The sequence below is a fragment of the Novipirellula methanifontis genome (genome assembly GCF_052161655.1).
GTDB lineage: Bacteria > Planctomycetota > Planctomycetia > Pirellulales > Pirellulaceae > Novipirellula.
Genome location: NZ_CP197418.1, coordinates 213,870 through 240,426 on the forward strand (window position 1 = coordinate 213,870; position 26,557 = coordinate 240,426).

Sequence of the window (26,557 nt, forward strand, 5' to 3'; positions counted from 1 at the left end):
TTCGACATGGGCGACCTCCCGAGATGTAAGCGAAAACCGTCACCGCACACTCGATGGGCGGAACACAAGAAAACGAAAATCGCCCGTGGCGCGTGCCGCGACGTTCACTAAGGGAATTCAACCTCTAAGACAATGCAACTTCGGTGCCAAGCGATTGTTTCTCAGCTCGCTCGCACTACGACGACACTTTGACACTCGACAACGCCAAGTTGTCACCAAACCAAGTTAGGCCTACGGTCGATAGAATTCCGATCTTCCCGTGGTGATTAGCATCAACGGCCAAGCCTTTCTGTAGATAGATCACCGCCGCACACGGTGTGAGCGGGATGGAGCACTGTGGGCGGGATAGAAAAACCGCCTGCGAAGCGTGCCGCGACAATTGGTACGCTCGTTGCATTTATAAGTAATTGGGCGATGAAAACTGCCAATTTTTACAACACAACTCCACTGTTCCTTTTGCATAGGGAGGATCGAACGATGGTACACACACGATTGCAACCCGTTGCGGAATTGAATCGTCTCCGCAGCGAACTGGAACGTGCTTTTGCTCAGAACGGATACGGAAGTGCTACCGCCGGCGCAGGCGTCTTTCCGCCGTTGAACCTGTGGGAGGATGACGACAACCTGTACATGGAAGCCGAATTGCCCGGGTTCGAGATGGATGATTTGGAAATTTATGTCACCGGAGGCAACCAGCTCTCGATCTCGGGTGAGCGTGAGCAACCCAAACTCGAAGACGGTGGATGGCATCGGCAGGAACGCGCCTTCGGCAAGTTCCACCGCATGTTTGAATTGCCTTGCGATGTCAACGCTGACGACGTTTCGGCGAACTTCTCGGGTGGCATCCTGACCTTGACGATGCCCAAGAGCGAAGAAGTGAAGCCACGACGAATCGAAGTCAAAGCAAGCTAATCGCCGGATGAGTCTTTCATTTCATCCCAAACCAATTCAAAAACCAGAAAGGAGACCTATCCATGACTACAACGATGACCCATAGCGAAAAGCAATCGGGCACAGGTGGCAGCCCGGAACAAACCTATCAGTCTACGTTTGTGCCTCGATTTGACATTTGGGAAGGCGATGATGAGTTGCTGCTATTTGGCGACCTTCCTGGTGTCGACGTCGACGACTTGGACATTCGGTTTGAAAATCGCGAGTTGACAATTCACGGTAATGTTTCGCCACGACATGAAGGCGAAATGTTGTACGGGGAATATGGCATCGGCGATTTCCACCGAACCTTCGCGATCGGTGATGCGATCGACGCCGAAAAGATTTCAGCCGAAATGCATAGCGGCGTCCTAAAGCTGCATCTGCCGAAATCCGAGAAGGTTAAGCCTCGTCGCATCGAGGTGAAGGCGAGCTGATTGTTGACAGTCGGGGCGACGGCGAGTGTTACACCGCCGACGCCGATCGGATACCGTCGGACAATCGAGGCAAGAAAGGAGAAAACAAAATGATTGACAAACTGATCCCTTGGAAAAACAGGAGTGATGAATTGAAGGTCCGTCACGACGACCATCCTATTTCGCGTCTCCGCAATGACTTCGATCAAATCTGGGACCGTTTTTGGGATGACTGGAACGTGGGCGGATTGAGCAAGTGGAGTGATGGATCGCGGATGTTGGGGGCACACGTCGATCTTGACGACGAAGACAACGAGTACGTTCTGCGCGCCGAGTTGCCTGGTTTTGAACCGAACGACTTCGACGTCAAAATCAGCGGTAACGTGCTGACGCTAAAGGCAGAGCATAACGAAGAAGGCAAGGAGAAGAACGGAAATTACCGTCGCTACGGCAGTTTCTACGAGTCCTTCACGTTGCCACAAGGTGTGCAAGCGGACAACATTGACGCGAAGTACCACAGCGGTGTACTGGAAGTTCACTTGCCAAAGAGTGAGGAGTGCAAGGGGAAACGCATCGAGGTGAAGTCGACTTGATGAGTGGCCCCCGAGACTGATGGATGGCAGTGTGACCCTGCGTTTTTCGCAGGGTCATGTTTTTTCGTCGCCGCATGCTCCGCAGGCGAGTTCCCAGCGATCTGCCCAAGGCAGTGTGTGGCGATGATCATCAAGAGAAAAAATCATGAATAACTACCGATTCTTGTCACTCTACTCAGGTCTGTGTTCAATCTTGGTCGTCGGGCTGGCGTTCTCGACGTACTCTTTCTACAGCCGGTCTGAGCTGCGATCGAGCCAACTCGAACTCGCCCAACAGAAACTCAACGTGCTAAGACAACAGCAACGCGAGCAAGCTGACGAAGTTGTCCCCCTGAAATCAATCCTCGGTTTCGGTGAGGCAACGGATCTGTTCGGCCTTTGCTAAGCCGCTTTCCTCTAGTCCGTTTGGGCGCCGTAGCACAATCCGCCGAGCCGGGCCGAAACGCAGGGAACGATTCGCCGATCTTGTCCCTGGACGACTGGTTTGGCCACTCAGGCGACGATTGCCAGGCCGCCTTCTCAATGCAGGGGTGTCAGCCGATGCTGAAAAGGCGCGAAAAATACTGCGTTGGGCGCTTGCGAAGTGACGTGCGATTTATGAGTTGATGTAGGGTGGGTCAAACAAAACCATGTGTCTGGTGGGTCGGCGTTCGCGATTGAATGTTTGAATCAAAATCACAAGTAATAAATCGTACGTCGCTAAGCAGTTAGGCAGGAGTCTTTCAGTAAATTGGCCGTTTTGGCGCTAGCCAGGGTTCCGGCGCTGAACCGGGGCTAGCACCCAAACGGCTAACGGGATTTCACCCAATGATTCCCGCCTACCTGCTTAATGGCGTAAGACGCGGGTCGAAGTGCACCCGGAAGCAACGCACTTCGTTGCCATTCACGCGAGCCGGGGAGCGATACGTGATTTCGAATCGATCCGGTTGCTATAAGTCAATCCAGCCGCAGCCGGGTCTTTGTATAAGCCCTACGTTGTCGGCGAGAACGAATTGTCGCGGAATAGAGTACACTGAGTGATCCTTAAAGCACGGGACCGCCAACGATTTCGTTGGCTTCCAATGGGAACTAAAAAACAAACAGCCTCGGATGAACGAAATGAATCCCCTACGCATCACCGCATGCGTCTGCGTGGCGATTTTTTTGCTCGTTGCCGCCACCGACCGATCATGGGGTGCCACGCCCGATCAGCCGTCCACGCGCAAGAGTCAGTCGGTCGATTTTGCTCGGGACGTTTATCCTATTCTGCAACGATCTTGCCTGGAGTGTCATGGCGAGCAGAAGCAAGAGGGCGACCTCCGCCTCGACATCCGTGACGAAGCTCTGCAGTCCGGCACTATCGAAGTTGACAGCCCCGACGATAGTGAGCTGTTGCGGAGAATCTTGCTGCCACGCGGTGACGATCAAGTGATGCCCGCGATCGGCGACCCGTTAACCAAGCAACAGATATCGATCATCCGCCGCTGGATTCAACAGGGAGCTCCGTGGCCGGACGACTTCAAGGCGGGCAAACACTGGTCGTACATCGCTCCTGTGCGTCCGCAACCTCCCGCGGTATCCGATGGTCAGTGGGTCAAGTCACCCGTTGACCGATTCGTCTTGCGGCGACTCATTGACGAAGGGCTCAGCCCCTCGCCTCGGGCGACACCCGAGACACTCGTTCGCCGAGTTTATCTCGACTTGATCGGTCTGCCGCCGACACCCGAGGAAGTCAATAGCTTTCTGGCGGATCCATCGGAAGCACGTTTTGAAGCGCTGATTGACAAACTGCTTGCGCGGCCTCAGTTTGGCGAGCGCTGGGCGCGGCCGTGGCTTGATCTGGCGCGTTATGCCGATTCACACGGCTTCCAGAAAGATAACCTGAGAGAGCATTGGGCTTATCGCGACTGGGTGATTCGAGCACTCAACGACGACATGCCGTTTGATCAGTTCACGATCGAGCAGATTGCCGGTGACCTGCTTCCGGAGGCGACGGAATCACAAAAGATTGCGACGGGGTTTCATCGTTGCACGCCGACCAACGTCGAGGCAGGATCGCTGCCGGAGGAAACTCGCATCGAGCAGGTCATGGATCGTGTAAATACCACCGGTGCGGTTTGGCTGGGCACAACCCTAGAGTGCTGCCAGTGTCACGACCACAAATACGACCCTTTCAGCCAGAAGGACTATTATCAACTACTGGCGTTTTACAATAGCACCCAGTTGGAAGCGGATCGCGCGAGCCCGAACAAGCCCAGTTCGATCCAGTTCAACGGTCCCTCGATGCCGTTGTCGAATCCGCAGCGTGACGCGCAGAACGCGGAACTCCAGAAACAACTAGCCGAGGCCAATCGGCAACTCCGTGATATCCGCAAGGACTTGGAATCGGATCTCCAGTCGTGGGTAGCTGCATTGGCAGAAAGTTCTGCCAATGCACCCAAGACGCACGTGTTGGATGTCACGAGTTTTGAGTCAGAAGGCGCGACGGACACATTCGAGAAGCTCGATGATGGATCCATCTTGTTGGTGGGAGGAGATCCTCCCGACACGGATGTCTACACCGTACGTGTTCGCGGTCAACTGACAGGCATCCAGAAATTTCAGCTCGACGCCCTGCAACACGAGTCGTTGCCTGGCGAGGGGCCGGGACGCGGCGATCCAAAACGTAGAAACTTTGTGCTCAATGGATTCTCGGCCGAGCTCAGGCCGCTGGGCTCATCTCGGGCAACTAAGATTGGGTTTTCGTCCGCGACAGCCAGTTTCTCACAAACGAACTGGGATGTTTCCGGGGTCTTACAAAACAAAGCCAAGAGCGGGTGGGCGATTGCGCCCCAGTTCGACCGATCCCACTGGGCAACGTTCACTCTGGCAGAGCCGCTGGATATTACTGACGACTCCGAACTCGTCTTCACTCTCACTCAGGAATTTGGAAAGGCGCGAACGATCGGACGTTTTCAGCTGTCGGCCGTTACCGGTGACGGAGAAGGAACTTCGATACCGGATGATTTGCTCAAGCTCGCCAAAAAGCCGATTGCTGAATGGTCCAAACGTGATCGCAGCAAAATACTCGACTACCGAGTCAAGCAAGACGCCCGCAGCAGCAAGCTCGCGCGTGACATCGCCAAACTCAAGAAACAAATTCAAGCGGTTGTTCCGGACACAACTCTCGTGATGATCGAGTTAGAAAAACCGCGAATGTCGACGGTCTTTGAGCGGGGCGACTACCAAAAACCGGGCGAATCGGTTCAACCGGCGACTCCGTCAATTCTGCATTCCATGCCCGAGAGTCCGCGAAATCGCCTGGATCTTGCGAGGTGGCTGGTATCGCCGCAGAACCCGTTGGTTGCCAGAGTCACGGTCAATCGGTTGTGGGCAGAGTTGTTCGGGCAGGGAATCGTGACGACAGTCGAAGACTTCGGCGTGAAAGGTGAACCACCGTCACATCCCGAATTGCTCGACTGGCTAGCGGTCGAATTCGTGGAAAAGGGTTGGTCGACCAAACAACTCTTGAAGACGATGGTCATGTCGGCAACCTATCAACAGTCGTCCCGTCTGTCGGAGGAACTGCTCGAGAAAGATGATCGCAACCGATTGCTGGCGCGAGGGCCGCGTCTTCGCATGGACGCCGAAATGATTCGAGACAACGCGCTGGCGATTTCAGGTCTATTAAGTCTGAAACAGTTCGGCCCACCGATTCGTCCGTTTCAGCCCGATGGTCTTTGGATCAAAACGGGGGGAACCGCTTACCAATACGAAGTCAGTCCCGGTAGCGAACAGTACCGCCGGGGAATCTATGTCGTTCTGAAACGCGGATCCCCTTATCCAAGTTTTGTCAACTTTGATGCCACCGCGCGGCTGGCCTGCACGGTTAGGCGATCACGTACCAACACTCCACTCCAGGCGCTGACGTTGCTGAACGATCCGGTCTATGTGACCGCGGCAAAGTCACTGGCAGACCGTGTCTTGACCGAGAAAAAAGGTGAGGGACTGGAAGCGCAGATTGACTTCGCGTTTCAGCTTTGCACGGCACGCAAGCCGACCGAGTCGGAACGCCATGTACTGGCAGATCTTTATCGCAGCCAACTCGAAGAACACGCCGAACAATTCCCCAAATCCAGCCGCGAGCAGGCTCAGTCGGACGCATGGCGTAGCGTGGCTGCCGTTCTGTTGAACCTGCATGAAACGATCACGAAGAACTGACATACTTGGACAGTTATCTTCCGATGGACCAATGGTAAAGAACCGATGACACATCACAACGAAGTTCATACTGATCGCCGAAGTTTTTTGAATACCTGCGGGATCGGGTTCAGCGGGATCGCACTGGCATCGTTGCTCGGTGACGAGGCGTTCGCAGCGCCCGGTCAAACTCATTTTGCTCCGCAAGCGAAACATGTGATCTATTTACACATGATCGGTGCGCCGTCGCAGCTTGATCTGTTCGAGGAGAAGCCGGAACTGATCAAGCGGCACAACGAACCCTGCCCACCAGAGGTGACCAAGGGGCGGGACTTTGCCTTCATCGGAAAGACTTCGACCCTTGCCGGTTCTCCCTGGAAGTTCTCGAAACACGGCGAGAGCGGACATTCGTTCTCGGAACTGCTTCCCAATCTCGCGGGAGTCGCCGACGAACTTGCGTTCATCCGATCAATACACACCGAAGAGATTAATCATGCACCGGCGCAAATGTTCTTGCATTCAGGATTCGGTCAAGGCGGCCGCCCCAGCCTTGGATCGTGGGTGACGTACGGACTTGGGTCCGAGAACAAAGACTTGCCTGGATATGTTGTGCTGCTGAGCGGTCCTGCGGGCGGAGCGGGCACCAGTTTGTGGTCGACCGGCTTTCTGCCCAGCGTTTATCAGGGGATTCAGTTCCGGTCGCAAGGTGATCCCGTGCTGTTTCTGACCAACCCCGAAGGGCACACCCAAAAGCGAAGACGGCGAGAGCTGGACGCATTGGCTCAGCTGAATCAGCAGCAGTCCGTGGCCACGGGGGATCCCGAAATCGAGACGCGTATCCAGCAATACGAGATGGCGTATCGAATGCAGGCTTCGGTTCCGGAATTGATGAGCATCGATGGTGAGACGAAAGAGACGCTTGAGCTCTACGGAGCGACCCCCGGCAAGGCGTCGTTCGCTAACAATTGTTTGCTGGCCCGGCGGCTGGTCCAGCGAGGTGTTCGGCTGATTGAGCTTTATGATTCCGATTGGGATCATCACAATAACCTGGAAACACGGTTGACGAAAAAGTGCCAAGAAACCGACAAGCCGATCGCCGGACTGATCCAAGACTTGAAGCGGCAAGATCTGTTGAAGGACACGCTGATCGTCTGGGGATCCGAGTTCGGGCGGACGCCATTGCGACAAGGTGGTAGCGCCGACGACAAAAAACTGTCCGGGCGTGATCATCACAAAGACGCATACACAATGTGGCTGGCCGGGGGCGGAGTCAAAGGGGGCGCAAGCTACGGTCAGACCGACGACTTTGGAATGGACGTCACGGAAAATGGCGCGCACGTGCATGACCTAAACGCTACGATCCTACATCTGCTAGGCCTCGACCACGAGCGATTGACTTACCGCTACCAAGGGCGTGAATTTCGCTTGACCGACGTCCACGGGAACGTCATCCATGACATCCTCACATGAGAAAATCACAGGAGTAAATAATGATGAATCGAGTTCTACCAATCTTGTTTTTAATCGCCTTGCCTTTCGTCGGACCGGCGCGGAGCCAGGCGGCAGATCCCGCCTTCGGAAAACAACCGAACATCATCCTGATCATCACCGACGATCAGGGATACTACGACTTGTCTGGTCACGGCAACCCACATCTGGCCACGCCGAACCTGGACAAATTGCGAGAGCAAAGCCTGCGATTTACGCGTTTTCAGGTGAGCCCCACTTGCGCACCGACTCGCTCGGCGATCATGTCGGGACGAGCTCCATTCTACGTCGGAGTGACCCACACGATTCTCGAACGTGAACGCATGAAACTTGGTGTGCCGACAATGCCGGAGATGCTTCAAGACGCCGGCTACACTACGGGACTCTTCGGCAAGTGGCACCTCGGCGATCAAGATCCTTACCGGCCGGATCAGCGTGGGTTCGACGAAGTTTTTATGCATGGTGCTGGTGGAATTGGCCAATCCTACGCAGGCAGTTGTGGCGATGCGCCGGGCAACAAGTATTTCGATCCGGCTATCCTGCACAACAACACGTTCGTCAGAACCAAAGGGTTTTGCACCGACATATTCTTCAGCCAGGCGACGAAATGGATGGAGGACCGCAAGAACGAAAACAAACCATTCTTTACTTACATCACGACCAACGCGCCGCACGGGCCGTTCATCGCGCCTGATTCGTACAAGAAGAAATTCATCGATGCTGGGTTTGAATCGAGCACCGTTGGCTTTTATGGCATGATTGAAAATATCGACGATAACGTCGGGCGTTTGACAGCGAAGCTTTCCGAATGGGGCATCGAGAAGGACACGCTGTTGATCTTTATGACCGACAACGGACCATCGGCTTCAAACTACAATGGCGACCACAAAGGCAAGAAAAACAGTGTCGACGAAGGCGGAACCCGAGTGCCAAGTTTCTGGCGCTGGCCGGGCGTTCTGGAGGCGGGCACGGATGTTGATCGGATCGCCAATCACTACGACATCCTGCCAACCTTCGCGGATATTGTCGGCGGGAACCCAAAGGAGCAGGATCAGTTGCATGGTCTTAGTCTGGTGCCGCTGCTGAAGGATGCAAACGCACCGTGGGAAGATCGTTTTCGAGTTTTCCACAAAGGACGCTGGGGCAAAGGGCAAGCCGCGAGTTCACGGGACGACGGCTTTGCAGTTCGGAATCAGAAATTCCGGCTTGTGGGGCGGAATGCCCTCTACGATATGGAACAGGATCCATCGCAGAAGACGAACGTCATAGCGGAACATCCCGAACTCGCCCAAGAGATGAATGCGGTTTACGACAAGTGGTTCGACGGTGCGCTTCCCAACATGGTCAATGAGGACGCTCCTCTGACCGGCCACAACACGTTTCACTTGATGTACTGGAAGCAATACGACATCGAGATTCCTCCTGTAAAGGAACGCAAGCCGAGGCTGCCGAACAAGAAACGGCAAAAGAGGAATTAGTCTCTGCAATTCTATAATCGTCCACTGATGACCATTGGGTGCGATCCATGAAATATATATCCTTCGTTGCGTTGCTAACGTTCGCAGCATCATTACATGCTGCAGAGACCATTCGACCCAACGTGATCGTCATTCTGGCGGATGACATGGGTCTCGATTCGGTGTCGGCGTTTAACGACAAGATGGGAATGAAAACGCTGGCGATCGATCAGTTGGCTCGCGAGGGAATGTCTTTCACCGACGCACACTCGACCTCGGCGGTGTGCACACCAACGCGATACAGCGTGCTGACCGGGCATTACAACTGGCGTTCGCGACTTAAACGTGGAATTGTCGGAAAGTGGGAACGTCCGCTGATCGAAGATCGGCGACTCACCTTGCCAGAGATGTTTCGCGAACAGGGCTATGACACGGCGTGCATCGGCAAATGGCATCTTGGTTGGCACTGGCCGACGAAGGATGGTGGGACGACCGAAAAGCTTTCCGAGATCGATTTCCTTGGCACTGTGAAGGGTGGTCCGAACGATCACGGATTCGATTATTACTACGGCGACGACGTTCCCAACTGGCCACCGTATGCTTGGCGTGAAAACGAGCAGGTGTTAGGCGAGTTGACGACACAAATGAAAGCGGGAGCGATGGTCGGTGTTTCCGCTGGACCGTCCGTAGCCGATTGGGACTTTCGTGCAGTGCTTGCTGAGTACTCGACGCGTTGGTCCCAATACATTCGCAAGCGTGCTGATCGGGAGCGACCGTTCTTCCTTTACGTACCGATGCCTTCCCCTCACACGCCGATCGCGCCCCACAATGACTTTCGTGGAAAATCGAAGATCAGTGAATACGCTGATTTCCTGTTTCAGACCGACAGCGCGGTCGGTGAGATCATGCGTGCATTGGAAGAAACGAAGCAGGCCGACAACACAATCGTGATGTTTACGTGCGACAATGGAACCTCACCCAAGGCAAACTTTGCAGAACTTGAGGCAGGGGGTGTCTATCTAAATGAGCATTGGCGCGGATGGAAGGCAGATGCCTATGAGGGCGGGCACCGAGTTCCCTTTATCGTCCGCTGGCCAGGCCAGATCAAACCCGGATCCCGAAGCAATCAGATAATCACACTCGCCGATATCATGGCGACCTGTGCCGATGTGGTCGAGCACAATCTGCCCGCTGACGCCGCAGAAGACAGTGTAAGTCTGCTTCCGACGTTACGTGGTGATGATGGCGGGGAACCGCTGCATGAGCTGGTGGTTCATCACTCTGTTTCAGGTCATTTCGCAGTTCGTCGGGGAAACTGGAAGCTGCTTTTTTGCCGCGGTTCAGGTGGTTGGAGTACACCTCGTGAGGCCGCAGCCATCAAACAGAATCTCCCGCCTGTTCAACTCTATAACCTGCAGGATGACCCTAGAGAAACAACCAATCTTCATGCAGACTACCCGGAAGTTGTGGAGCAGCTAACGGCGGAGCTTCGCGGCGTTATCGAAAAGGGACGTTCGACTCCGGGCTCGGAGCAATCTAATCATGCCGGTGCGAAGTGGTGGCCTGGCCTGCCATGGAAGAATCCATCACAAGGGGAACGTAATTAGGACGACATGTTCGCCGGACCAAACGCAACACGAAAATGCAGCTTGACGCAAATCACCAATGCTTCGGTGCCTAAAACTAACTCATCGACCGTCTGGTTGAGCGGGTTCAAGACGCACGGAGTCGCCGAGAGCAAACATCATGAATAACGTTAGAAATTTCGTCGAACCTCGCACGATCACGAATACAACCCATACGTATCATCAACACATCGAAAGTCCAACAAATAGAGATGAGTGCCATGCTTAAGAATCTGTTTATCGCTTTGATTTTGTTGCCTTCTCCGCTGATCCTTGCAGAGTCCAGCGTGGTCGCTGATGAAGTCAAACGTCCCAACGTGTTGTTCATTGCCGTGGATGATCTCAATGCATGGGTCACCCATCTGGGCCGTAATCCGCAAGCAAAGACGCCCAATATCGATCGTTTGGCGAAGATGGGAACGACGTTCAGTCGCGCCTACTGTGCGGTACCCGCTTGTAACCCTGCTCGCGCTGCGTTGATGACCGGCCAACGTCCCTGGACGACAGGCTGCTACATGAACGGGGACCCATGGAAGCAGTACACCACCGAAGGATTTGGGCTGAGCAACCAGTTCAAACAAGCGGGGTACCACGTAGCCGGCGCGGGAAAAATTTACCACAGCCAAACCTATCACCCATCGGAGTGGTCGGAATACCTGGACCCCAAGAGCTATTCGTTGGACGGACCCCGCGTCAAGAAGTACGAGGGATATCACGAACCGCTGCCGCATGATCTGAAGGACGACGATCTCGGAGACTGGCACGTCGTCAATTGGTGCATCGAACAACTGCAACAGGAGCACGACAAGCCGTTGTTTCTGGCATGTGGACTCTACAAGCCGCATCTGCCCTTTGCCGTTCCGCGGAAGTATTACGATTTGTTTCCACGTGATCAAATTAAGCTGCCGCCGCATCGTGACGACGACCTCAGCGACATTCCGCCGGCAGGTGTCAAGATGGCCAATCCCAACGGCGATCATGCCAAGTTTCTAAAAAGTGGTCGTTGGAAAGACGCCATCCAGTCCTACCTGGCAACCTGTGCCTATACAGACATGAACATCGGCCGTCTGTTGGATGGCCTTCGAAAAAGTCTGCATGCCGACAATACGATCATCGTCCTGTGGGGCGATCACGGTTGGTCGTTTGGCGAAAAGGGTCACTGGCGCAAATTTGCCTTGTGGGAAGAACCGACCAGAGCTCCGCTGATCTGGGTTGCGCCCGGAGTCACGAAAGCGGGGACGGTATGTGAGCGGCCGATCGACTTCATGACAATCTATCCAACGCTTTGCGAATTGGCTGGCATCGAGATCCCTCAGCACGTCGAGGGGCGAAGCGCTGTCTCCTTGTTGCGTGATCCGTCAGCCGCGTGGAATGAGCCGGCCATCACGACGCACGGCTACAAGAATCACGCCGTCCGTACGCAAACGCATCGATACATTCAATATGCCGATGGCAGCGAGGAATTGTACGATCACAGAAATGACCCGTACGAATGGACCAACCTGGCCTCGGAACCCGGATCGGCGACAGTGATCCAGGAACTGAGGAAGCAGCTGCCGACTCGCAATGCCAAACCACCTCAGCAGAAACGAACCAAGTGATGTGGTTAGCTAGACAGCGTCACTTCTTCGTAACTACGCTCACCAGAGCGTGGAAAACGTTGGGCGACCACCTTCTGGCGAAGGCAGCTACAAAAAGGCTGAAAAATGCAGCCCTTGAAAAGTCTACGTGATGTTTACTAACCGATCTGAAACAGCCAACCTCGCTTCCGCTCAACAAGAACGATTCGACAGTCTGAAGCGACACGTGATCGATCTATACGCCGAAATTCGTGCCAAAAGACCTGGAAAGATGAACACACTGAATACAAGATCTTTACGCCACCGACTTGTTGTGACGGTATTCTTCCTATGCCTCATCGCAGGCACGAGCGCTGAACTGAGTGCGGATGATGCCAGCCTGCAGGATGCCACTGGAAAGTGGCACGGACAAAAGCCCAACATTCTGTGGATCATGATCGAGGACTGGTCCACGGATTTGTCGTGCTACGGCACTCCGTTGGTGCATACACCGAATATCGACAAGCTTGCCGGTGAGGGAATCCGGTTCGAACGGGCTTACACGACCTCGCCCGTTTGCTCGACGTCGCGTTCGGCGATGATGACCGGCTTCCATCAGAATTACATTGGTGCCCACCAGCATCGTACAAAAGACAAGCAACCGCTGCCGTATGGCATCAAGCCGATTCCGCACCTGCTCGAAGAGGCGGGGTATTTCACCGCGACCATGATCGGCGGCAAGACCGACTGCAATTTCAAAACAGCGAAGCCGCTGTTCATGGGCAACAGCTGGAAAGAACGAAAGGGAGACCAGCCTTTCTACGTCCAGGCAACCTTTGGCGGCACGCATCGCAATTTTGTCCGCGATCCCGAGCACCCGATCGACGCCGACCAGGTAAAGCTTCCGCCTTACTACCCAGACGTGCCGCTCGCTCGTCGTGATTGGGCCAACGGATTGGAGACGGTTCAAGTCGTTGATCGTCAGGTGGGGGAACTACTGCAGCAGCTCGAAGACGAAGGATTGGCAGACAACACAATTGTCTTTTTCATTGGAGATCACGGTCGCTGTCATATCCGAGGCAAACAGTTTTTGTATGAAGGCGGCGTTCGCATTCCGCTGATCGTACGATGGCCAGGGCACATCAAGCCGGGTTCGGTTTCCGATGAACTGGTTTCGTCACTCGACATCTGCCAGACGATTGTGGAAGTCGCCGGAGCGAAGCCAACGCATCCGCTGCACGGTTTGTATCTGTTTGGAGAGGGCATCACCGAAAGAGAGTATGTCCATTTCAACCGGGACAAAATGGACAGCACTCACGATGCGATGCGTGCCGTCCGCAGTGATCGTTACAAGTTGATTCATAATTTGATGCCCGAGCGTGCGTACTGCCAGCTGAACGAATACAAAGAGCGTCAGTATCCGATGCTGGCCCTTATGAATGTCTTGAACCTGCAGGGCAAGCTGAATGATGCTCAGGCGAAATTCATGGCGGACCGCAAGCCTGAGATTGAGCTGTATGACCTCGAAAACGACCCGCATGAGCTCAACAATCTTGCGGATGATCCAAAGCACACGGCGATCAAAGCCGAGCTTCTGGCAGAGATCGTACGTTGGCGAAAGGACGTCAAGGATATCGGTGTGACGGACGAGTTTCGCAGCGGCGGATGGTCGTCCAAGTATCCGACAAAGTCGCTCGAAGAGTGGCAAGCCGAATTGGCTCAGTGGGAGCAAGCGTTGCTGGTAGATGGCAAGGCAAGCCGCAGCGGTAAGGACAAGAAAAAAGCCCGAAAGAGAAAGTAAAACATAAGATCGCAGCTGATAGGCTATGATTACAGAAGCTTCAATAGCAAGACCAAGCAGAAGCCTGACAGACCCCAAAAAAACGTATGGAAAATAGTCAAAGAACTGTCGGGCTTCGCTTCGCCGGAATACGAACTTGCCGCAACGGCGTCGCACTTCACTCCTGTCGGTCAATTTGGACGAACACGTTGAACAAATATTTCCTGCAAGTTTGCTTCGCGTTGTTGGTTGGATCAGGCTCTCTAATGACGTGCGGGGCCGCTGAGTCTGACGACCGCCCCAATATCGTTTTCTGCATGGCGGACGACTGGTCGTGGCCGCACGCGGGGGTTCTGGGCGATCCAGTAGTCAAGACGCCGAGTTTTGACCGGATCGCCCTCGAAGGCGTGCTGTTTGAAAATGCGTTCGTATCGACACCGTCATGCACGCCAAGCCGTTTAAGCATTCTGACGGGACAGCATCACTGGCGACTGAAGGAAGGCGCCAGTCTGGGCGGCTCGCTGCGGGAAGAGTTTGATGTCTACACCGAGCTATTGCAGAAATCCGGTTATCGGATCGGTCGTTTTGGTAAGGGTGTCTGGCCCAGCAAGCACACGTTTAGAAACCGAGATTCGTTCGGCGAAAGGTACCGTTCCTTTGCAGAGTTCCTGAAGGATCGTAAATCCGGCGAACCATTCTGTTACTGGCACGGTGGCCAGGATCCTCATCGACCGTACGAATTGGGTGTTGGGACGCGAAGTGGCATCGATTTGAATCAAGTGAAGGTCCCGGCCTGTCTGCCGGACAATGAAACGGTCCGCAGTGATGTCGCTGACTACCTGTGGGAAGTGCAGCGATTTGACGGCGAGGTGGGTGAGATCCTTGCAAAGCTGGAAGCAATCGGCGAGCTGGACAACACGATTATCGTTGTCAGTGGCGACAACGGAATGCCGCTTCCACGTTGCAAAGCCACGCTTTATGACCAGGGAACGCGAGTGCCGCTTGCGATTCGTTGGGGTGCAAAGGTGAAGGGCAATCGAAAGGTCACTGATTTCGTTAGCCTTTGCGACATGGCGCCGACATTTCTTGCTGCGGCCGGGTTGAAGGCCTCCTCGCAGATGACGGGTCACAGTCTAATGGAAATTCTTACATCAGAAAAATCCGGACGGGTCGACCCCGCTCGCACATTCGTCCTTACTGGCGTAGAGAAACACGTTTACTCCTACCCGAGGCGAGCGATTCGAACCAGCGAGTTTCTGTACATTCGCAATTTCGATCCGGGCAAATGGCCAACCGGAGAGAAGGACGGAGGGAATCAAGAGTACGATTTTTCGAAGACCCCCTGGCCGACGGACGAAGGCGCATTCTCCTATGCGATTGACCCGTCGCCGACAAAGCAATTTCTTCGGCTGCAACGCCACGAACCCGAGGTAAAGAAGTTCGCCACGTTGTCCTTTGGCACGCCGCCGGAGGAGGAACTCTACGACCTCGCCAATGACCCCGATCAACTGAGCAATGTCGCGACGAAACCCGATTACGCCCATTCGCTAGCGAGTCTCCGACAGCAGCTGACCGCTGAATTGATCAAGAGCCATGACCCGCGAGTCTTCGTCACCGGCCATTCCTCGCGTGAAGTGCCGGACGATACCGAAAAGACGCGAAAGTAAACGCGTCGGAGGCTTACTAATGGCGTCAAACGCGGGAAAAAGTACAGCGGAAACAACGATTTTCATAAAGAATCTCGATGAGTGCAGGTGGGGACCTAAGTTATTCTTCCGACTCCCATACAAGTAATTGCAGGTCACTACAGAACGGTGAGGCCGGCAGGCCCGCTTGGTTGTAAAGATTCGCGTTCTGAGGGTCGCCGCTGCAGGCGTAACGTACCGCTCGCGGTTTCCTAACATCGGGGCTCTGAACGAAGACCACGGAACCACTAATCGTTGCCTGGGCGGGATGCCAATTGCCGGATTCATCTGCCAATTCAAAGTGCGCCAGAGCGATATCAGGCGTCGGCGTTGGAGCGGCGAGTCCTTCCTTGCGAGCCACCATTAAACCGGAGTCCGCGTGCTCGAACTCGACTCGCATCGAATCACCGTCGATGGTGGCCGACTTAAACAGTGGCCCGCTGCAGGAAAACTTCTTTCCATACGTCTTCACTAAGGCCCAGTTTGCGAGGCGTCTGGCCACATCAAGTTTATTGGCCGGATGAATGTCGCTGTCGCGAAGGTCGATTGTAACCGCCATTCCTGTATGCGGAATGTCGAGGCTCAGACGCTGTTCTTCACGTAAGCGAATCCAACCCGTTAACTCGTCTTTGAACGCCGGTAGTTGCACAAAATAAAATGGAAGTTCCGGTTGACCCCAGGTTTCCCGCCAGCCATTGACGAGCGCTTGCATCTTGATCCGGTAATTGCGTGGGTCTTCGCCATGACCCGCGTTGGACTCCCCCTGATACCAAATGAATCCACGTATCGCGTAAGACGCGATTGGCGACACCCGCGCGTTGTAGATTCGCCCTGGCATGCCAGCGGTGTTGCGAACGATCACGCCTCCTTCGAGCTTAGCCAGTTCATCAAGTTGATTCTGCTCGGCAAGCGAAAGGAGTGGTTGCAACATCTCCTGCTTTTCGAACTGCGATCTTGGAATGAAACCTTCGATCGGTTTGCCACCCCAGGATCCCTCGATGATGCCAATCGGAACACCAAGCTTGTCATGAAGGGTGCGGGCAAAGAGGTATGCGATCGCAGATTGTGTTGCTCGGTTGGCTGGACTATCGAGTTGCCACGGAGAAACCTTGTGTCTGCGTTTCAAGGGTTGTGGTGAATCGGGTTCGTCGATCCGAAGCCAGCGAATGTTGTCGGTCGGAGCAGCTTCGGCGATTTCGCCAATGGCTGGGATCCTCTGAGCACACGCTCGGAGTGTCATCTGCATGTTCGATTGACCACTGGCATACCACACTTCGCCAACGAGCAGGTTACGAAACTCCTGGCGATCCTCTTTCGATTCGACGATCATGGTCGTACCGCTGCCTTCGGCTCGCAGCGGCGAAAGCTCAAGTCGCCAAGTTCCATCTTCCGCTGCCTGCACCGTCTTCGTTTGGCCTGCAAGGCGAACGGTGACTTCCGTGTTCGCAGTGGTCGTTCCCCACACCGGCAACTTGACACCCTGCTGTAACACGGCGTTGTCGGTAAAGACGTCGGCGACACGAAGCTCATCTGCCGCAAGCAAGTCGGGTAGTAAAGCAATCAGCAGCAGGACGAGTGGCAAGGGTGATGCACGCATAACATCTCTGGTACGTTAGGAATAAAGATTGTCAATGGAATCGCGCCCATTCGATTCGGGCAAAGTACCGTCTTGCGAAAAAGATTGCTGTGACTGAAATCAACGCGATAGCGATACCGGAAAGAACTACTGTGATCGCCGATAGTAGCGGCGATGTCATGCGGTCGATTACGGCGACCTGCATCACCATCATGAAGCAAGGCATGTAACAGAAAAATGCTAGGATCGCGATTCCAATGACGCTGCGAATGGCCACCATCCAAAGAATTGCTGCGTAAACGGCCAGTGTGATGCTGGCAACCGCGACGAGGCCGTGCAAGAAACGCAATCCGATGCCTTCCAGTTGCCAAGGGCCAACGAGACTGGTGGCAATGACGCAAGCCAATAGCAAGGGTGCCAAAACAACAAGATCTGCGGTGATGCCGCTCATGAGTCGGTTGACATGCCCCATTCGATCTGGCGGCCGCGTCGTGGTGGCGGCAAAGTACGGCATTTCTTTCCACCACTTCATTCCTGTCAGGTAGACACATAAGAAGAACGCACCGAGGCAAGTCATCGCCGCGGTTCGTCCAAGATCTTCGTAGCCGAGTGCTCGTAGTGGAATCGACGACAGCGTTACGGCCAGCGCTGCTTTGGCAACAATCGGCAACTTCATTCCCATTGTCAATTGATGGTTGCCGGACAATGGCGATGAAGAAGCGTCAGCCTGTGCCTGTGCCTGTGCAGCACTAAGCGCCTGAAGATCATGGAACGACAAAATGGCCGGCATGCCAAGTTCGAATCGCGTTCTCAGTCGTGATTCGAGATTGCGATAGGCGAGCCAACCTAGCCACGCCCCGATGACAAAGCACAGTAGCGGAATCACCACTTGGCCCGACATCAGATAGTTTTCCACCCACATCGGACGAAAGAAGCCCGATGCGAGTACTAGAAACGGAAACAAACCGACGGGTAAAGCGACAAGTAGATTAACAAACCAAGTCTTCGTAGAGACGTTGCTTTTGCTTAGGATTCGAGTTCCAGACCAAACATGTAAGCTACCGACACATAGCATCAACGATGATGCCGTCAATAGGTTCGCGCCGACACCGACCAGCCCGACAATTGCTAAAGTAATCAACGTCGCAAATAACAGGCAGGCAACGAGATAGTGAGGCGCACGATACAGTGGTGCCAAATAGGACGATGGCAACGAAAGTTGGCCAGCGAGTTGCATCGTCGGGAATCCTACAACTGCGACTGCAAGCAGTGCGAAGAACAGGACAATGTGCCGCGCTGGACGATACTTCGAGGGTTCGACTTCAATGCCTGCGACTTGCGATTGCACGTCGGCCAACGCATCGGTATCGTCCCAGGAAACACCATAGTTGATTTGCCGTAGCGTCTTGGATTGCCTCAATCTGCCAACGGTTTCTTGAAGTCCTGAATAGGAACGCAAATCGGGCAACGAGAGTACTCGCAAGTGCGGTAGCGTGGCAAGCTCGTCGAGACCATGCTTATGCAAAAGCATCGGGTACCCGATTCCAAGCGTGTGCAAGTTCGGCAACTCGGCCAATGGCTCGAGTGAGTCGACTCGATTGACCGCGCCGAATTGCAGCACCTCAAGTTCGTTAAGGTTGCTCAGCGGCTGCAAGTCCAGCGATTCATAACCAAGGTCTGCAAAAATCGACAATCGCTTCAATGTCTTGAACTTGGCAATGCGATTGATGGTCGCTTGATCAACCGCATGACCTGCCTTCATTGCCAGAACGTTTTCCAGGCCTTCGACGGACTCCAGGGCGGCATGAATCAACGCCTGTTCTTCTGGGCCGATGTGCAGCATTTCGCTACGAGGATGCGGAAACACCTTACGCGTGGCAAGTCCAAAGAGTTGGCCGTAATCGAGTTCAACGGGCTTTGCTGGATTCTCGGCGAGCACGATTTCCAGTTGCTCAAAGGTACCGATTACGTTGCCTGAAAGAACATCATTGTCGACGCTCCGCACCTTGTCGTCGATCAAGTTGTACAGCACTACCAAACCAAGGACCGCCGCCACGGCAAAAAGCCACGATAAAGGTCGTTTTAAGTAGGTTATGAAAACCCAATAGCTACGCGTCCACATGATGTAGCTCCAGGAATATCTCTTCCAAATTCAGTTCTTCGACTTCGACCGTTGCGTCGTAACGAGCGCAAACAGCATCGATGTCGGCTTTCTCCGTCGCCGCCACAGCGGCAACCGCCATCGAGCCATCGACCTGAACATGCAAAGCACCTGGAATCGAAAATGTTGTCGGGAACTCTTGATTCGATCGGAAACGCAGACGCCGAATGCGTTCCTTAGTCGCATCGAGTTCGTCGAACCACTGTATCCTGCCGTCATGCAGAAACGCGACGTGCGAGGCAACCCGTTCGACGTCCGACGTGATGTGCGTCGAAAAGACGATCGTGCGACTTTCATTGCGTGCGATTTCGAGCAACGATTTCAGGAACGCACGTCTTGCCAGCGGATCGAGGCTGCTGACAGGTTCGTCCAGAATCAACAAATCGGGTTCGTTGCCCAACGCTGTTAAAATCGCAACCTTTTGCTGCTCGCCTGGCGAGAGTTTCCCGAAGGGTTTTGACAACGGAACATTCCATTGCCTTGCAAATTCGGTACACAGCGTGTCATTCCAATGCGGGTACATCGCACCCACATATTTCAACAAGTCTGCACCGTTTATCCACGGGTAGAACTGAGGTCGCTGATCGACGTATCCAATGCGTGATTTTGTGTTGGCAGACAAATCCCAGGCGTCCTCGCCATCGATCAACACGCGGCCTGAATCGGCTTTCAACATTCCCAGCAAGCAGCGAATCAACGTTGTTTTTCCCGAACCGTTCGTTCCCAACAGTCCCACTACTGTGCCCGAAGGAATGGACCAATCAACGTCCAGAAGTACAGGGTGCTTCGCAAATGACTTGCACAGTTTGGATATCTCGATGCGGACATCTGGCTTATTCATTGCGATTTTCTCGTAAGATGGATTCCACGACGGCGACAATTTGCCGATCGGTAAGTCTCAATTGCAATCCACGCAACACCGCCTGCTCGATCATGGGGCGAAGTTCGGCCTGTCGGTCCTTGACGGTCGCCAAATTTGGAACGCTTTGCTCAGCGACCACCATTCCCACGCCCCGCTTGCGGACCAGGATGCCATCAACCTCCAGTCGAGCGTAGGCTTTGCTGATCGTCATCATGTTGACTTCCAGCGACTCAGCCAGTTTACGAATGCTCGGCAGTCCGTCGCCCGGTTGCAGTCGTCCGCTGGTTACAAGCGCGTTGACCTGGTCAATGATCTGCCGGTAAATCGGCACACCAGACGAGGGTGAAACGGAGAAGGATAGCTCGCTCGACTGCATATGTGCATTACTCTAGTAATGCACTGGTTGGTTGTCAACCTTCCTGGAAGGTTATCCGGGCAACCGGAGAACCGCCTGCGGCATAGGGTTTCCGAATTCCTGCCAACTCTGCCAGCATCAACAGATTTCGGCTACGTTCTGGATTTGAGTCCCAAAACCAAATTTTCGCCCGCAAATGAAGCTCCACAGGCAAACTCGCTGTCGACGGCCCCGCGTGGCTTTCGTTGTTCTGAGACTACTCTAGTCTTATTGCCGCAGGAACTCGCACGACTCGAAATCCGATGGTTCGGCTTTTGTCGTCCGGTCGCCAACTCGCGCGGGCACCGGCCAAGCAACCAGGAAAACTTTCCGAGCAGTCTGCGAAACAATCGTCGCCCCGAACGACTCGGTTCTGACCGGATTCCGGTCCCGTTGGGTCGGCACTGTTCTGCGTCGGAGTTGGCCCTTCCCAGTCGGAACACCACTCGGCGACGTTGCCCAACATGTCATAGAGCCCCCATGCGTTGGGTTTCTTTTTTCCGACGGCACCGTGCCCTGAGCTGCCTTCGCCTTCGTCGGTGGTTTGAAAGGACCAGGCAATGTCCTTGAGATCGCCGTAACGAGCCGTGGTCGTCCCGGCTCGACACGCGTATTCCCACTCGGCTTCGGTTGGCAGTCGGTAGTCATTCGCCGCATCCATTTTCGACAGCCGGGCGCAAAACTCCTTCGCGTCGAACCACGTAATCTGCTCAACAGGGTGTTGTCTAATGTCGTCCGACTGCAGACTGATATGCCAGAATGCCGGACGTCGTCCAATTACTTTTTCATATTGCAACTGCGTGACCTCCGTTTCTTGCATCCAAAACCCTGTTGAGATATGCACGTCGTGCTGAGGGACGAAGCGTTCGCCATACACCTTTCGTTCATCTTTGGACGCACCCATTTTGAATTCACCATCCGGGCACCAGCGGTATGCGAACTCAGCGTCCGCGACAGCAATCTGGACACGCGTTCCTGCCGCAAGCGACTCTTCTCCATCCAGAATTTCACGAGGCTCAGTATGAACGGTGTCGTCCACTGGTTCGCTGACTGCCGCTTGATGGAATGCGAATCGAATGCGATTCAAGACCGCAAGATCGTCCGAACCACCCGAGTCGACTGTCAAAGTCAGTCGCTGGCCAGCACGCAGCGTGATTGGTTTCTCGAATCGGAGGACCAATTCGTGGGCGGTAGCATCTGCTGGAAGGCTCGGTACCTTCCAGCCGGTATCGGTCAAATGGTCGACGCAACCGGCGGTCGTTTCATCGCTGGGATTTTGAAGATAGGTGCAACTGGCAAAGGCGAGGCTCGAAGATTTCTCGGCTTGATCTTCGATGCTCGGCTTGACGTCGAACAACATCAGCTCGTTGCCGCCCCGTCCAAACTGCGGTCCTTCCGGCGATTCGACAAGCAATATTTCAAGACGAATCTCCTTGACGCTCGTTGACTTATCAAATGCAAATTGAAGACTCGCTTCCTGCCACTGCACGTCACCTTCAAGCCGCACGCTGTGGTCTTTAAGGATTTTCGCTGTGCCTTCCTTTGAAACCGACGCCTTAATAGGGCGAGCCGGAATCCAGCTCGACTGGTCGTTGCTGGCAGGTTCCTGATTTTTCTTGGAATCCGCAGGCTTTTGCGGTTCGTCGCCGAAGATCGTGCGATTCGTGTTGGCCGTGATATCGCCAAGCGGCACGATGCCAGGACCAGAGGTGACACCGGTGGAATCGCTGTAGCTGGCGGTGACTTTGCGGTCGGCAACTAACATCAATTCCGGTTTCAGAAGCTGAGTGGGAATCTTTACAACAACCAATGACTTTCCGTCGCGTTCGACACGTTCGGTTTCGCTGGTCCAATATGTCGACGGTTTCCCATTGTCATCGGGCATATACCCGCGAACGCGAAAGGTACCGTAGTATGAAATCGGCTGAGTCTTGTCCGCGCGGCGATCGACCCATTCGAAACGGACTTCGGTGTGAGGCACGGCGCGAATCGCAATCTCGTGCGGCTTGTCAGTCTCAGGGATCGTGAACGACTGGCTTACGAAAACAGCCTGAACGTCACGTGTGTTTGCTGTCCCAGTTAGTTTTTCCTTGCCATCGCGGAATCTCGCATCTGGATGCACGGTTAAGTTGCCGGCCGCCATCGCCGGAAACTCGAACTTGCCGTCTTCGCCGCTAATCGCCTTTCGACCGGAATGAGGCCCGTGCGGACCGGTGGTCGTGAGACGAACGTTCGACAGTCCCTCTCCCTCCGCATCGACCACGCGCCCTCGCACGATGACACCGGTTTGCAACTGTAGATCGCCAGGGCGGGGAACTTCGTCGCTTGCAGTCGAATTCAATGGAATGACTGGAATGTTGCCTCGACCGTTGCCACCGTACTGAATTTCCAACGGCATACACATTGCCAGACGCTGCGAGACGGAGTCGTCTTCGCTAACGCCGATCTGCGGTCCGAAGCCGAGCGCCGTCGTGCCAATTCGTAACCACCATCGTGCTTGCTTGGGTGGTACAGTGAAGTGAAATCTGCCCGCGTCGTCCGTCACGACCGTTCGATTCCAGTTGGGCCAGTCTCCATGATCGAACGAATACCAAGCGAGATCCATGCCAAGCTTTTCTTTCCACGACTGGTTGTTGATATAGACACCAGCCGTCAGCTTCACTCCGACAGCCGCCGTCTTGTCAGGCCACAGCAGCCTACCCGTGACCTCCTCGCCGCGCCACAGTTTGACGACCGTCGGCTCCTGGTTGTTCACCGCCGTTTGCTCATGCTTCGGCATGCCGTTTTCGTCCAGCTCGATGACGGCCACCGAAGGAGCCGACGTAAACCAACCTCTCGGCACCTCAGCTATCCAGGCTCCTTCCCCTTCGAAGACTTGTACCTCGACGATTCCTTGATTGTTGCTGCGGCATGGCTGAAGTCGGGGCGGTGTGCCCTGCTTAAAGATGTTTGCCTTGCACTGGAGTCCTTGCAGTGGAGTTCCGTTTTTACCGTCGACCAATTGGAACTCGCGTATCCGCGAGTCTTTTCCGTTGGCCTCGTCGGGCGGTGCGACTGCGGGCTTGGCGGGTTTGTCCTCGCAAATTTGCCAAACTGCCAACGCTTCGTTGAAATCCGACTTGCCAGCGACGAACCATTTTCCATCGGAGGAAAAAGCCGCCGCCGTTGCTTGGACAGAAAGAGTTCGCAGGCGTTCACCGGACTCCGCGGACCAGATCGAGATCGTGCGTGGCTCCCCGACTTCAGGATACGTTCCCAGCAACGCGAACAACTGGCCGTCGGCAGAGAAGATGAATTGCGAGTTGGCATCGTGGTAGCGATGAGGCGCGTCAATGTTGCGCTGTACTTTTCCGGTTTGAGTGTCAACCAGCTTAATTCCTAACATGTCACTGACCGCAAACGATTTAGCGTTGGGCGAGAATCCGACGCTGGAAACCAATTGAGTCGAGCTCGTTTTGACTGTCGGGTCAGGATGCGTACGATTGACATTATCGTTTCGGAAGTCCAGCACAAGCTGACCACTCTGCACGTCCCAAATACTGGCTCCGTATTGTGAGCCAACGGTTGCTAAACGTCTTCCGTCCGTCGAAAGAGCCAGACTTTGGACATGTACTCGGTGCTCCAGTTTGAATTTCTGAATCACTCGTCCTGTATGTGTGTCCAAAACGATCGCATCGGCGTTTGGTAGTGTTCCTCCGAGCGACACGGACCTTCCGAAGGCGATCCGAGACAAATCAGGCGTCCCTGTAAGATGCGAAAGGGTTACGGAGTAGCTTTTGTCGTTCGTGATGTCCTCGGGAATGTCATGGCGATGTATGATTTTCCCGCCGGCGGCATCCCACACAGCGATCTGTCCGTCCAGCAATCCCACGACGCGCGTGCCGTCTTGTGAGAGCAACAAGTTGGCTACGTAGTGGGTCCAATCCGGCTGCCACTCCAAATCAACTTCCCCCGTGCGTTCCTGCGTGGCCAGACTCCAGTTTCTCACCGTGACTCGCAGTCCCTGTTGGTCGGCTGCCGTTTCCCAGGCCAAACTCACAATGCTTTGACTGTCGGAAACAAACCCAACTTCACCGACGCTGCTGTGCTCGGGCAATCGGAAAGATTCCTTGAGCAATGCAGGCGAACTCTGCACCACTGCATTCGTCAGCGATCTACCTTGGGGTAAAACCAATCGTGCACCGGAAAGCAGTCCGTCTTCGTCTCCCCACGTCGACCACTGGACACCCGTTTCAGCTTTTTTTTCCGCAGTTTGGTTCTGTCCCCACGCTGCTAAGGAAACCAGCAGCAGCGAGACCATCGCCAGTCCAGCAGCAAAGCCGCGTCGGGTGACTCCGATACGAGTCGTTTCCTCAGCGCCGATCAGCCTACGGATGCGATAGCCAAAGTCGGTTGGGTTGCCTCCGTCTGCCGAGAGTGTCGCCAGAGTCTCACGGTCTCGGCGATGGCTGCCGATGCAAAATTCCGCCACCTGTAGTAACGCCCCAACGTACGGCAAACGACCGGTGTAAGCCGCTGCGATCTCATCGCAACAGTTCTCGCGTTCAATACGAATCCGGCGGCTAATCCACCATGTAACGGGATGAAAGAAGAGCAGTGCTTCGACGATGCGCTGCAGCAGATTGACCAGCAAATCGTATCGCCGAATGTGGGCCATCTCGTGACTCAGGATCGCGGCCAGTTGATTCGGATCGAGGCCGCACAACAAAGCGGGCGGCAGCAAGATCATCGGCTTCATGATGCCGACAACCATGGGCACGGAGACGCGTTGACAAAGTGCGACGACAGGAATTCGCTTCAACCCCAATCCTAATGATTGCTCGACGATGATATTTCGTAGTTTGGAATCGATGATCGGCTGAAGCGTTCGGCGCAACCGCGAACTACCAACGATTGACATGCCGAATCGTGCGAGCATCAACGCGACCCCCAATGCGTAGGCGATCAACAGGTACGGCGTGAACGACTGAAGCCGCTCTGTCCACAAAGGCACCGGCGGTGCAAAGCTGGATACTTCGTGTGACTCGCCGTCGGGGGTTTCCCCGATGGCTGAGATCCCCAGTGGTTGCAGCATCGTAGCGTCCGTGCTTTCGATCGATGCAGCAGCCTCGGATGCGATTTCTACAGGAAGCGTGATTGATTCTGCCGGGGCACTTGCAGCCAACAAAATCGGCCCATGCGATTGATGAACCCACGTGAATGTTGCGACAACACAAATGGGAAGTGAGAAGAACGCAAGGCAAGCGATTGCGTACTGCAAATTAGCGGACCTGCGCAAGGCATCCGGTGTTGGCTCGTTCGGTACGTGGGACTGGAGGTCTTGCGCCCTGCCGCCAACAAAAGTAGATGCTTGTTGGCAAATGGCATACAAGCTCGCCACTACACAAGCTTGCCAGAGGAAGTGTGCGAAAGTGATCATCACTTGCAGCGATAGCTCAGACCAATCAACAGTGAGGAAACTCATGACTTGGCCTCCCGCATCTTCTTGTTAAGCAACTTGCGAAGGCTAGCTAGCTCTTCTTCGTCAAGCTCTTTCACATCGAACAGGCTCAGCATCACGGCTTCCGCCGATCCATCGAAGACTCGATCCACGATATCGCCCAGCATCCCACGCGAAACATCGTCACGCTGCATCAGCGGCGAGAACCGAAACGCCTTGCCCAGAGTCGGATCCAGCTTTTCAATCTGCCCTTTATCAACCATCGTGCCGAGCATCGTGATCACGGTCGTATGCGCCAAATCACGCCCCTCGATCGCCAACGAATCCCGCACTTCGCGAACCGTCATCGGCTCCGCATCCCACAGCACTTTTAGTATCTGAAGCTCCAGCTCCGTTGGATACTTCGAATTCGGTCTCGCCATTTCGCCATCTC

At 54.6% G+C, this 26,557-nt stretch carries 17 protein-coding genes; 11 read left to right on the forward strand and 6 right to left on the reverse strand.

Going from position 1 to position 26,557, the window contains the following annotated elements; genetic code table 11:
• Nucleotides 1-477: 477 nt before the first annotated feature.
• The 11 genes from SH528x_RS00700 to SH528x_RS00750 all read left to right on the forward strand — a co-directional run bounded on the left by SH528x_RS00700 (nt 478) and on the right by SH528x_RS00750 (nt 15,673).
• A complete protein-coding gene (locus SH528x_RS00700) occupies nt 478-912 on the forward strand; it encodes an Hsp20/alpha crystallin family protein (protein ID WP_442508616.1) in 435 nt (144 codons plus the stop codon).
• 62 nt (nt 913-974) lie between these two features.
• Nucleotides 975-1,367 carry an Hsp20/alpha crystallin family protein gene (locus SH528x_RS00705; protein WP_442508617.1) on the forward strand — a complete coding sequence of 131 codons (393 nt, stop codon included), beginning with the start codon at nt 975-977 and terminating at the stop codon, nt 1,365-1,367.
• A gap of 89 nt (nt 1,368-1,456) precedes the next feature.
• Nucleotides 1,457-1,939: an Hsp20/alpha crystallin family protein gene (locus tag SH528x_RS00710; protein WP_442508618.1), complete on the forward strand. Its 483-nt coding sequence runs from the start codon at nt 1,457-1,459 to the stop codon at nt 1,937-1,939.
• A gap of 145 nt (nt 1,940-2,084) precedes the next feature.
• On the forward strand, nt 2,085-2,324 hold the full coding sequence (locus SH528x_RS00715) for a hypothetical protein (RefSeq protein ID WP_442508619.1): 240 nt from the start codon (nt 2,085-2,087) through the stop codon (nt 2,322-2,324).
• A gap of 713 nt (nt 2,325-3,037) precedes the next feature.
• A complete protein-coding gene (locus tag SH528x_RS00720) occupies nt 3,038-6,118 on the forward strand; it encodes a DUF1553 domain-containing protein (RefSeq protein ID WP_442508620.1) in 3,081 nt (1,026 codons plus the stop codon).
• Nucleotides 6,119-6,163: 45 nt separating this feature from the next.
• On the forward strand, nt 6,164-7,567 hold the full coding sequence (locus SH528x_RS00725; protein ID WP_442508621.1) for a DUF1501 domain-containing protein: 1,404 nt from the start codon (nt 6,164-6,166) through the stop codon (nt 7,565-7,567).
• A gap of 20 nt (nt 7,568-7,587) precedes the next feature.
• Entirely contained in the window at nt 7,588-9,063 is a 1,476-nt protein-coding gene (locus tag SH528x_RS00730; RefSeq protein ID WP_442508622.1) for an arylsulfatase, read from the forward strand.
• Nucleotides 9,064-9,110: 47 nt separating this feature from the next.
• Entirely contained in the window at nt 9,111-10,649 is a 1,539-nt protein-coding gene (locus SH528x_RS00735) for a sulfatase family protein (RefSeq protein ID WP_442508623.1), read from the forward strand.
• A 239-nt stretch (nt 10,650-10,888) separates the two neighbouring features.
• A complete protein-coding gene (locus SH528x_RS00740; protein WP_442508624.1) occupies nt 10,889-12,268 on the forward strand; it encodes a sulfatase in 1,380 nt (459 codons plus the stop codon).
• 130 nt (nt 12,269-12,398) lie between these two features.
• On the forward strand, nt 12,399-14,027 hold the full coding sequence (locus SH528x_RS00745) for a sulfatase family protein (protein WP_442508625.1): 1,629 nt from the start codon (nt 12,399-12,401) through the stop codon (nt 14,025-14,027).
• Nucleotides 14,028-14,215: 188 nt separating this feature from the next.
• On the forward strand, nt 14,216-15,673 hold the full coding sequence (locus SH528x_RS00750; protein ID WP_442508626.1) for a sulfatase family protein: 1,458 nt from the start codon (nt 14,216-14,218) through the stop codon (nt 15,671-15,673).
• Nucleotides 15,674-15,773: 100 nt separating this feature from the next.
• Here the strand turns inward: SH528x_RS00750 and SH528x_RS00755 are convergent, their stop codons facing one another.
• The 6 genes from SH528x_RS00755 to SH528x_RS00780 all read right to left on the reverse strand — a co-directional run bounded on the left by SH528x_RS00755 (nt 15,774) and on the right by SH528x_RS00780 (nt 26,546).
• On the reverse strand, nt 15,774-17,288 hold the full coding sequence (locus SH528x_RS00755; RefSeq protein ID WP_442508627.1) for a sialate O-acetylesterase: 1,515 nt from the start codon (nt 17,286-17,288) through the stop codon (nt 15,774-15,776).
• Nucleotides 17,289-17,319: 31 nt separating this feature from the next.
• Complete coding sequence (locus SH528x_RS00760) at nt 17,320-19,323, reverse strand: hypothetical protein (protein ID WP_442508628.1); 2,004 nt, start codon at nt 19,321-19,323, stop codon at nt 17,320-17,322.
• Between the two features lie 52 nt (nt 19,324-19,375).
• Nucleotides 19,376-20,269, reverse strand: a complete 894-nt coding sequence (locus SH528x_RS00765; protein WP_442508629.1) for an ABC transporter ATP-binding protein — start codon at nt 20,267-20,269, stop codon at nt 19,376-19,378.
• Nucleotides 20,262-20,666, reverse strand: coding sequence for a GntR family transcriptional regulator (locus tag SH528x_RS00770; RefSeq protein ID WP_442508630.1), 405 nt, complete (start codon nt 20,664-20,666; stop codon nt 20,262-20,264). Before SH528x_RS00770 ends, SH528x_RS00765 begins: the two co-directional genes overlap by 8 nt.
• A gap of 235 nt (nt 20,667-20,901) precedes the next feature.
• Nucleotides 20,902-26,148, reverse strand: coding sequence for an SUMF1/EgtB/PvdO family nonheme iron enzyme (locus tag SH528x_RS00775; protein ID WP_442508631.1), 5,247 nt, complete (start codon nt 26,146-26,148; stop codon nt 20,902-20,904).
• Entirely contained in the window at nt 26,145-26,546 is a 402-nt protein-coding gene (locus tag SH528x_RS00780) for a BlaI/MecI/CopY family transcriptional regulator (protein WP_442508632.1), read from the reverse strand. Before SH528x_RS00780 ends, SH528x_RS00775 begins: the two co-directional genes overlap by 4 nt.
• Nucleotides 26,547-26,557: the final 11 nt, after the last annotated feature.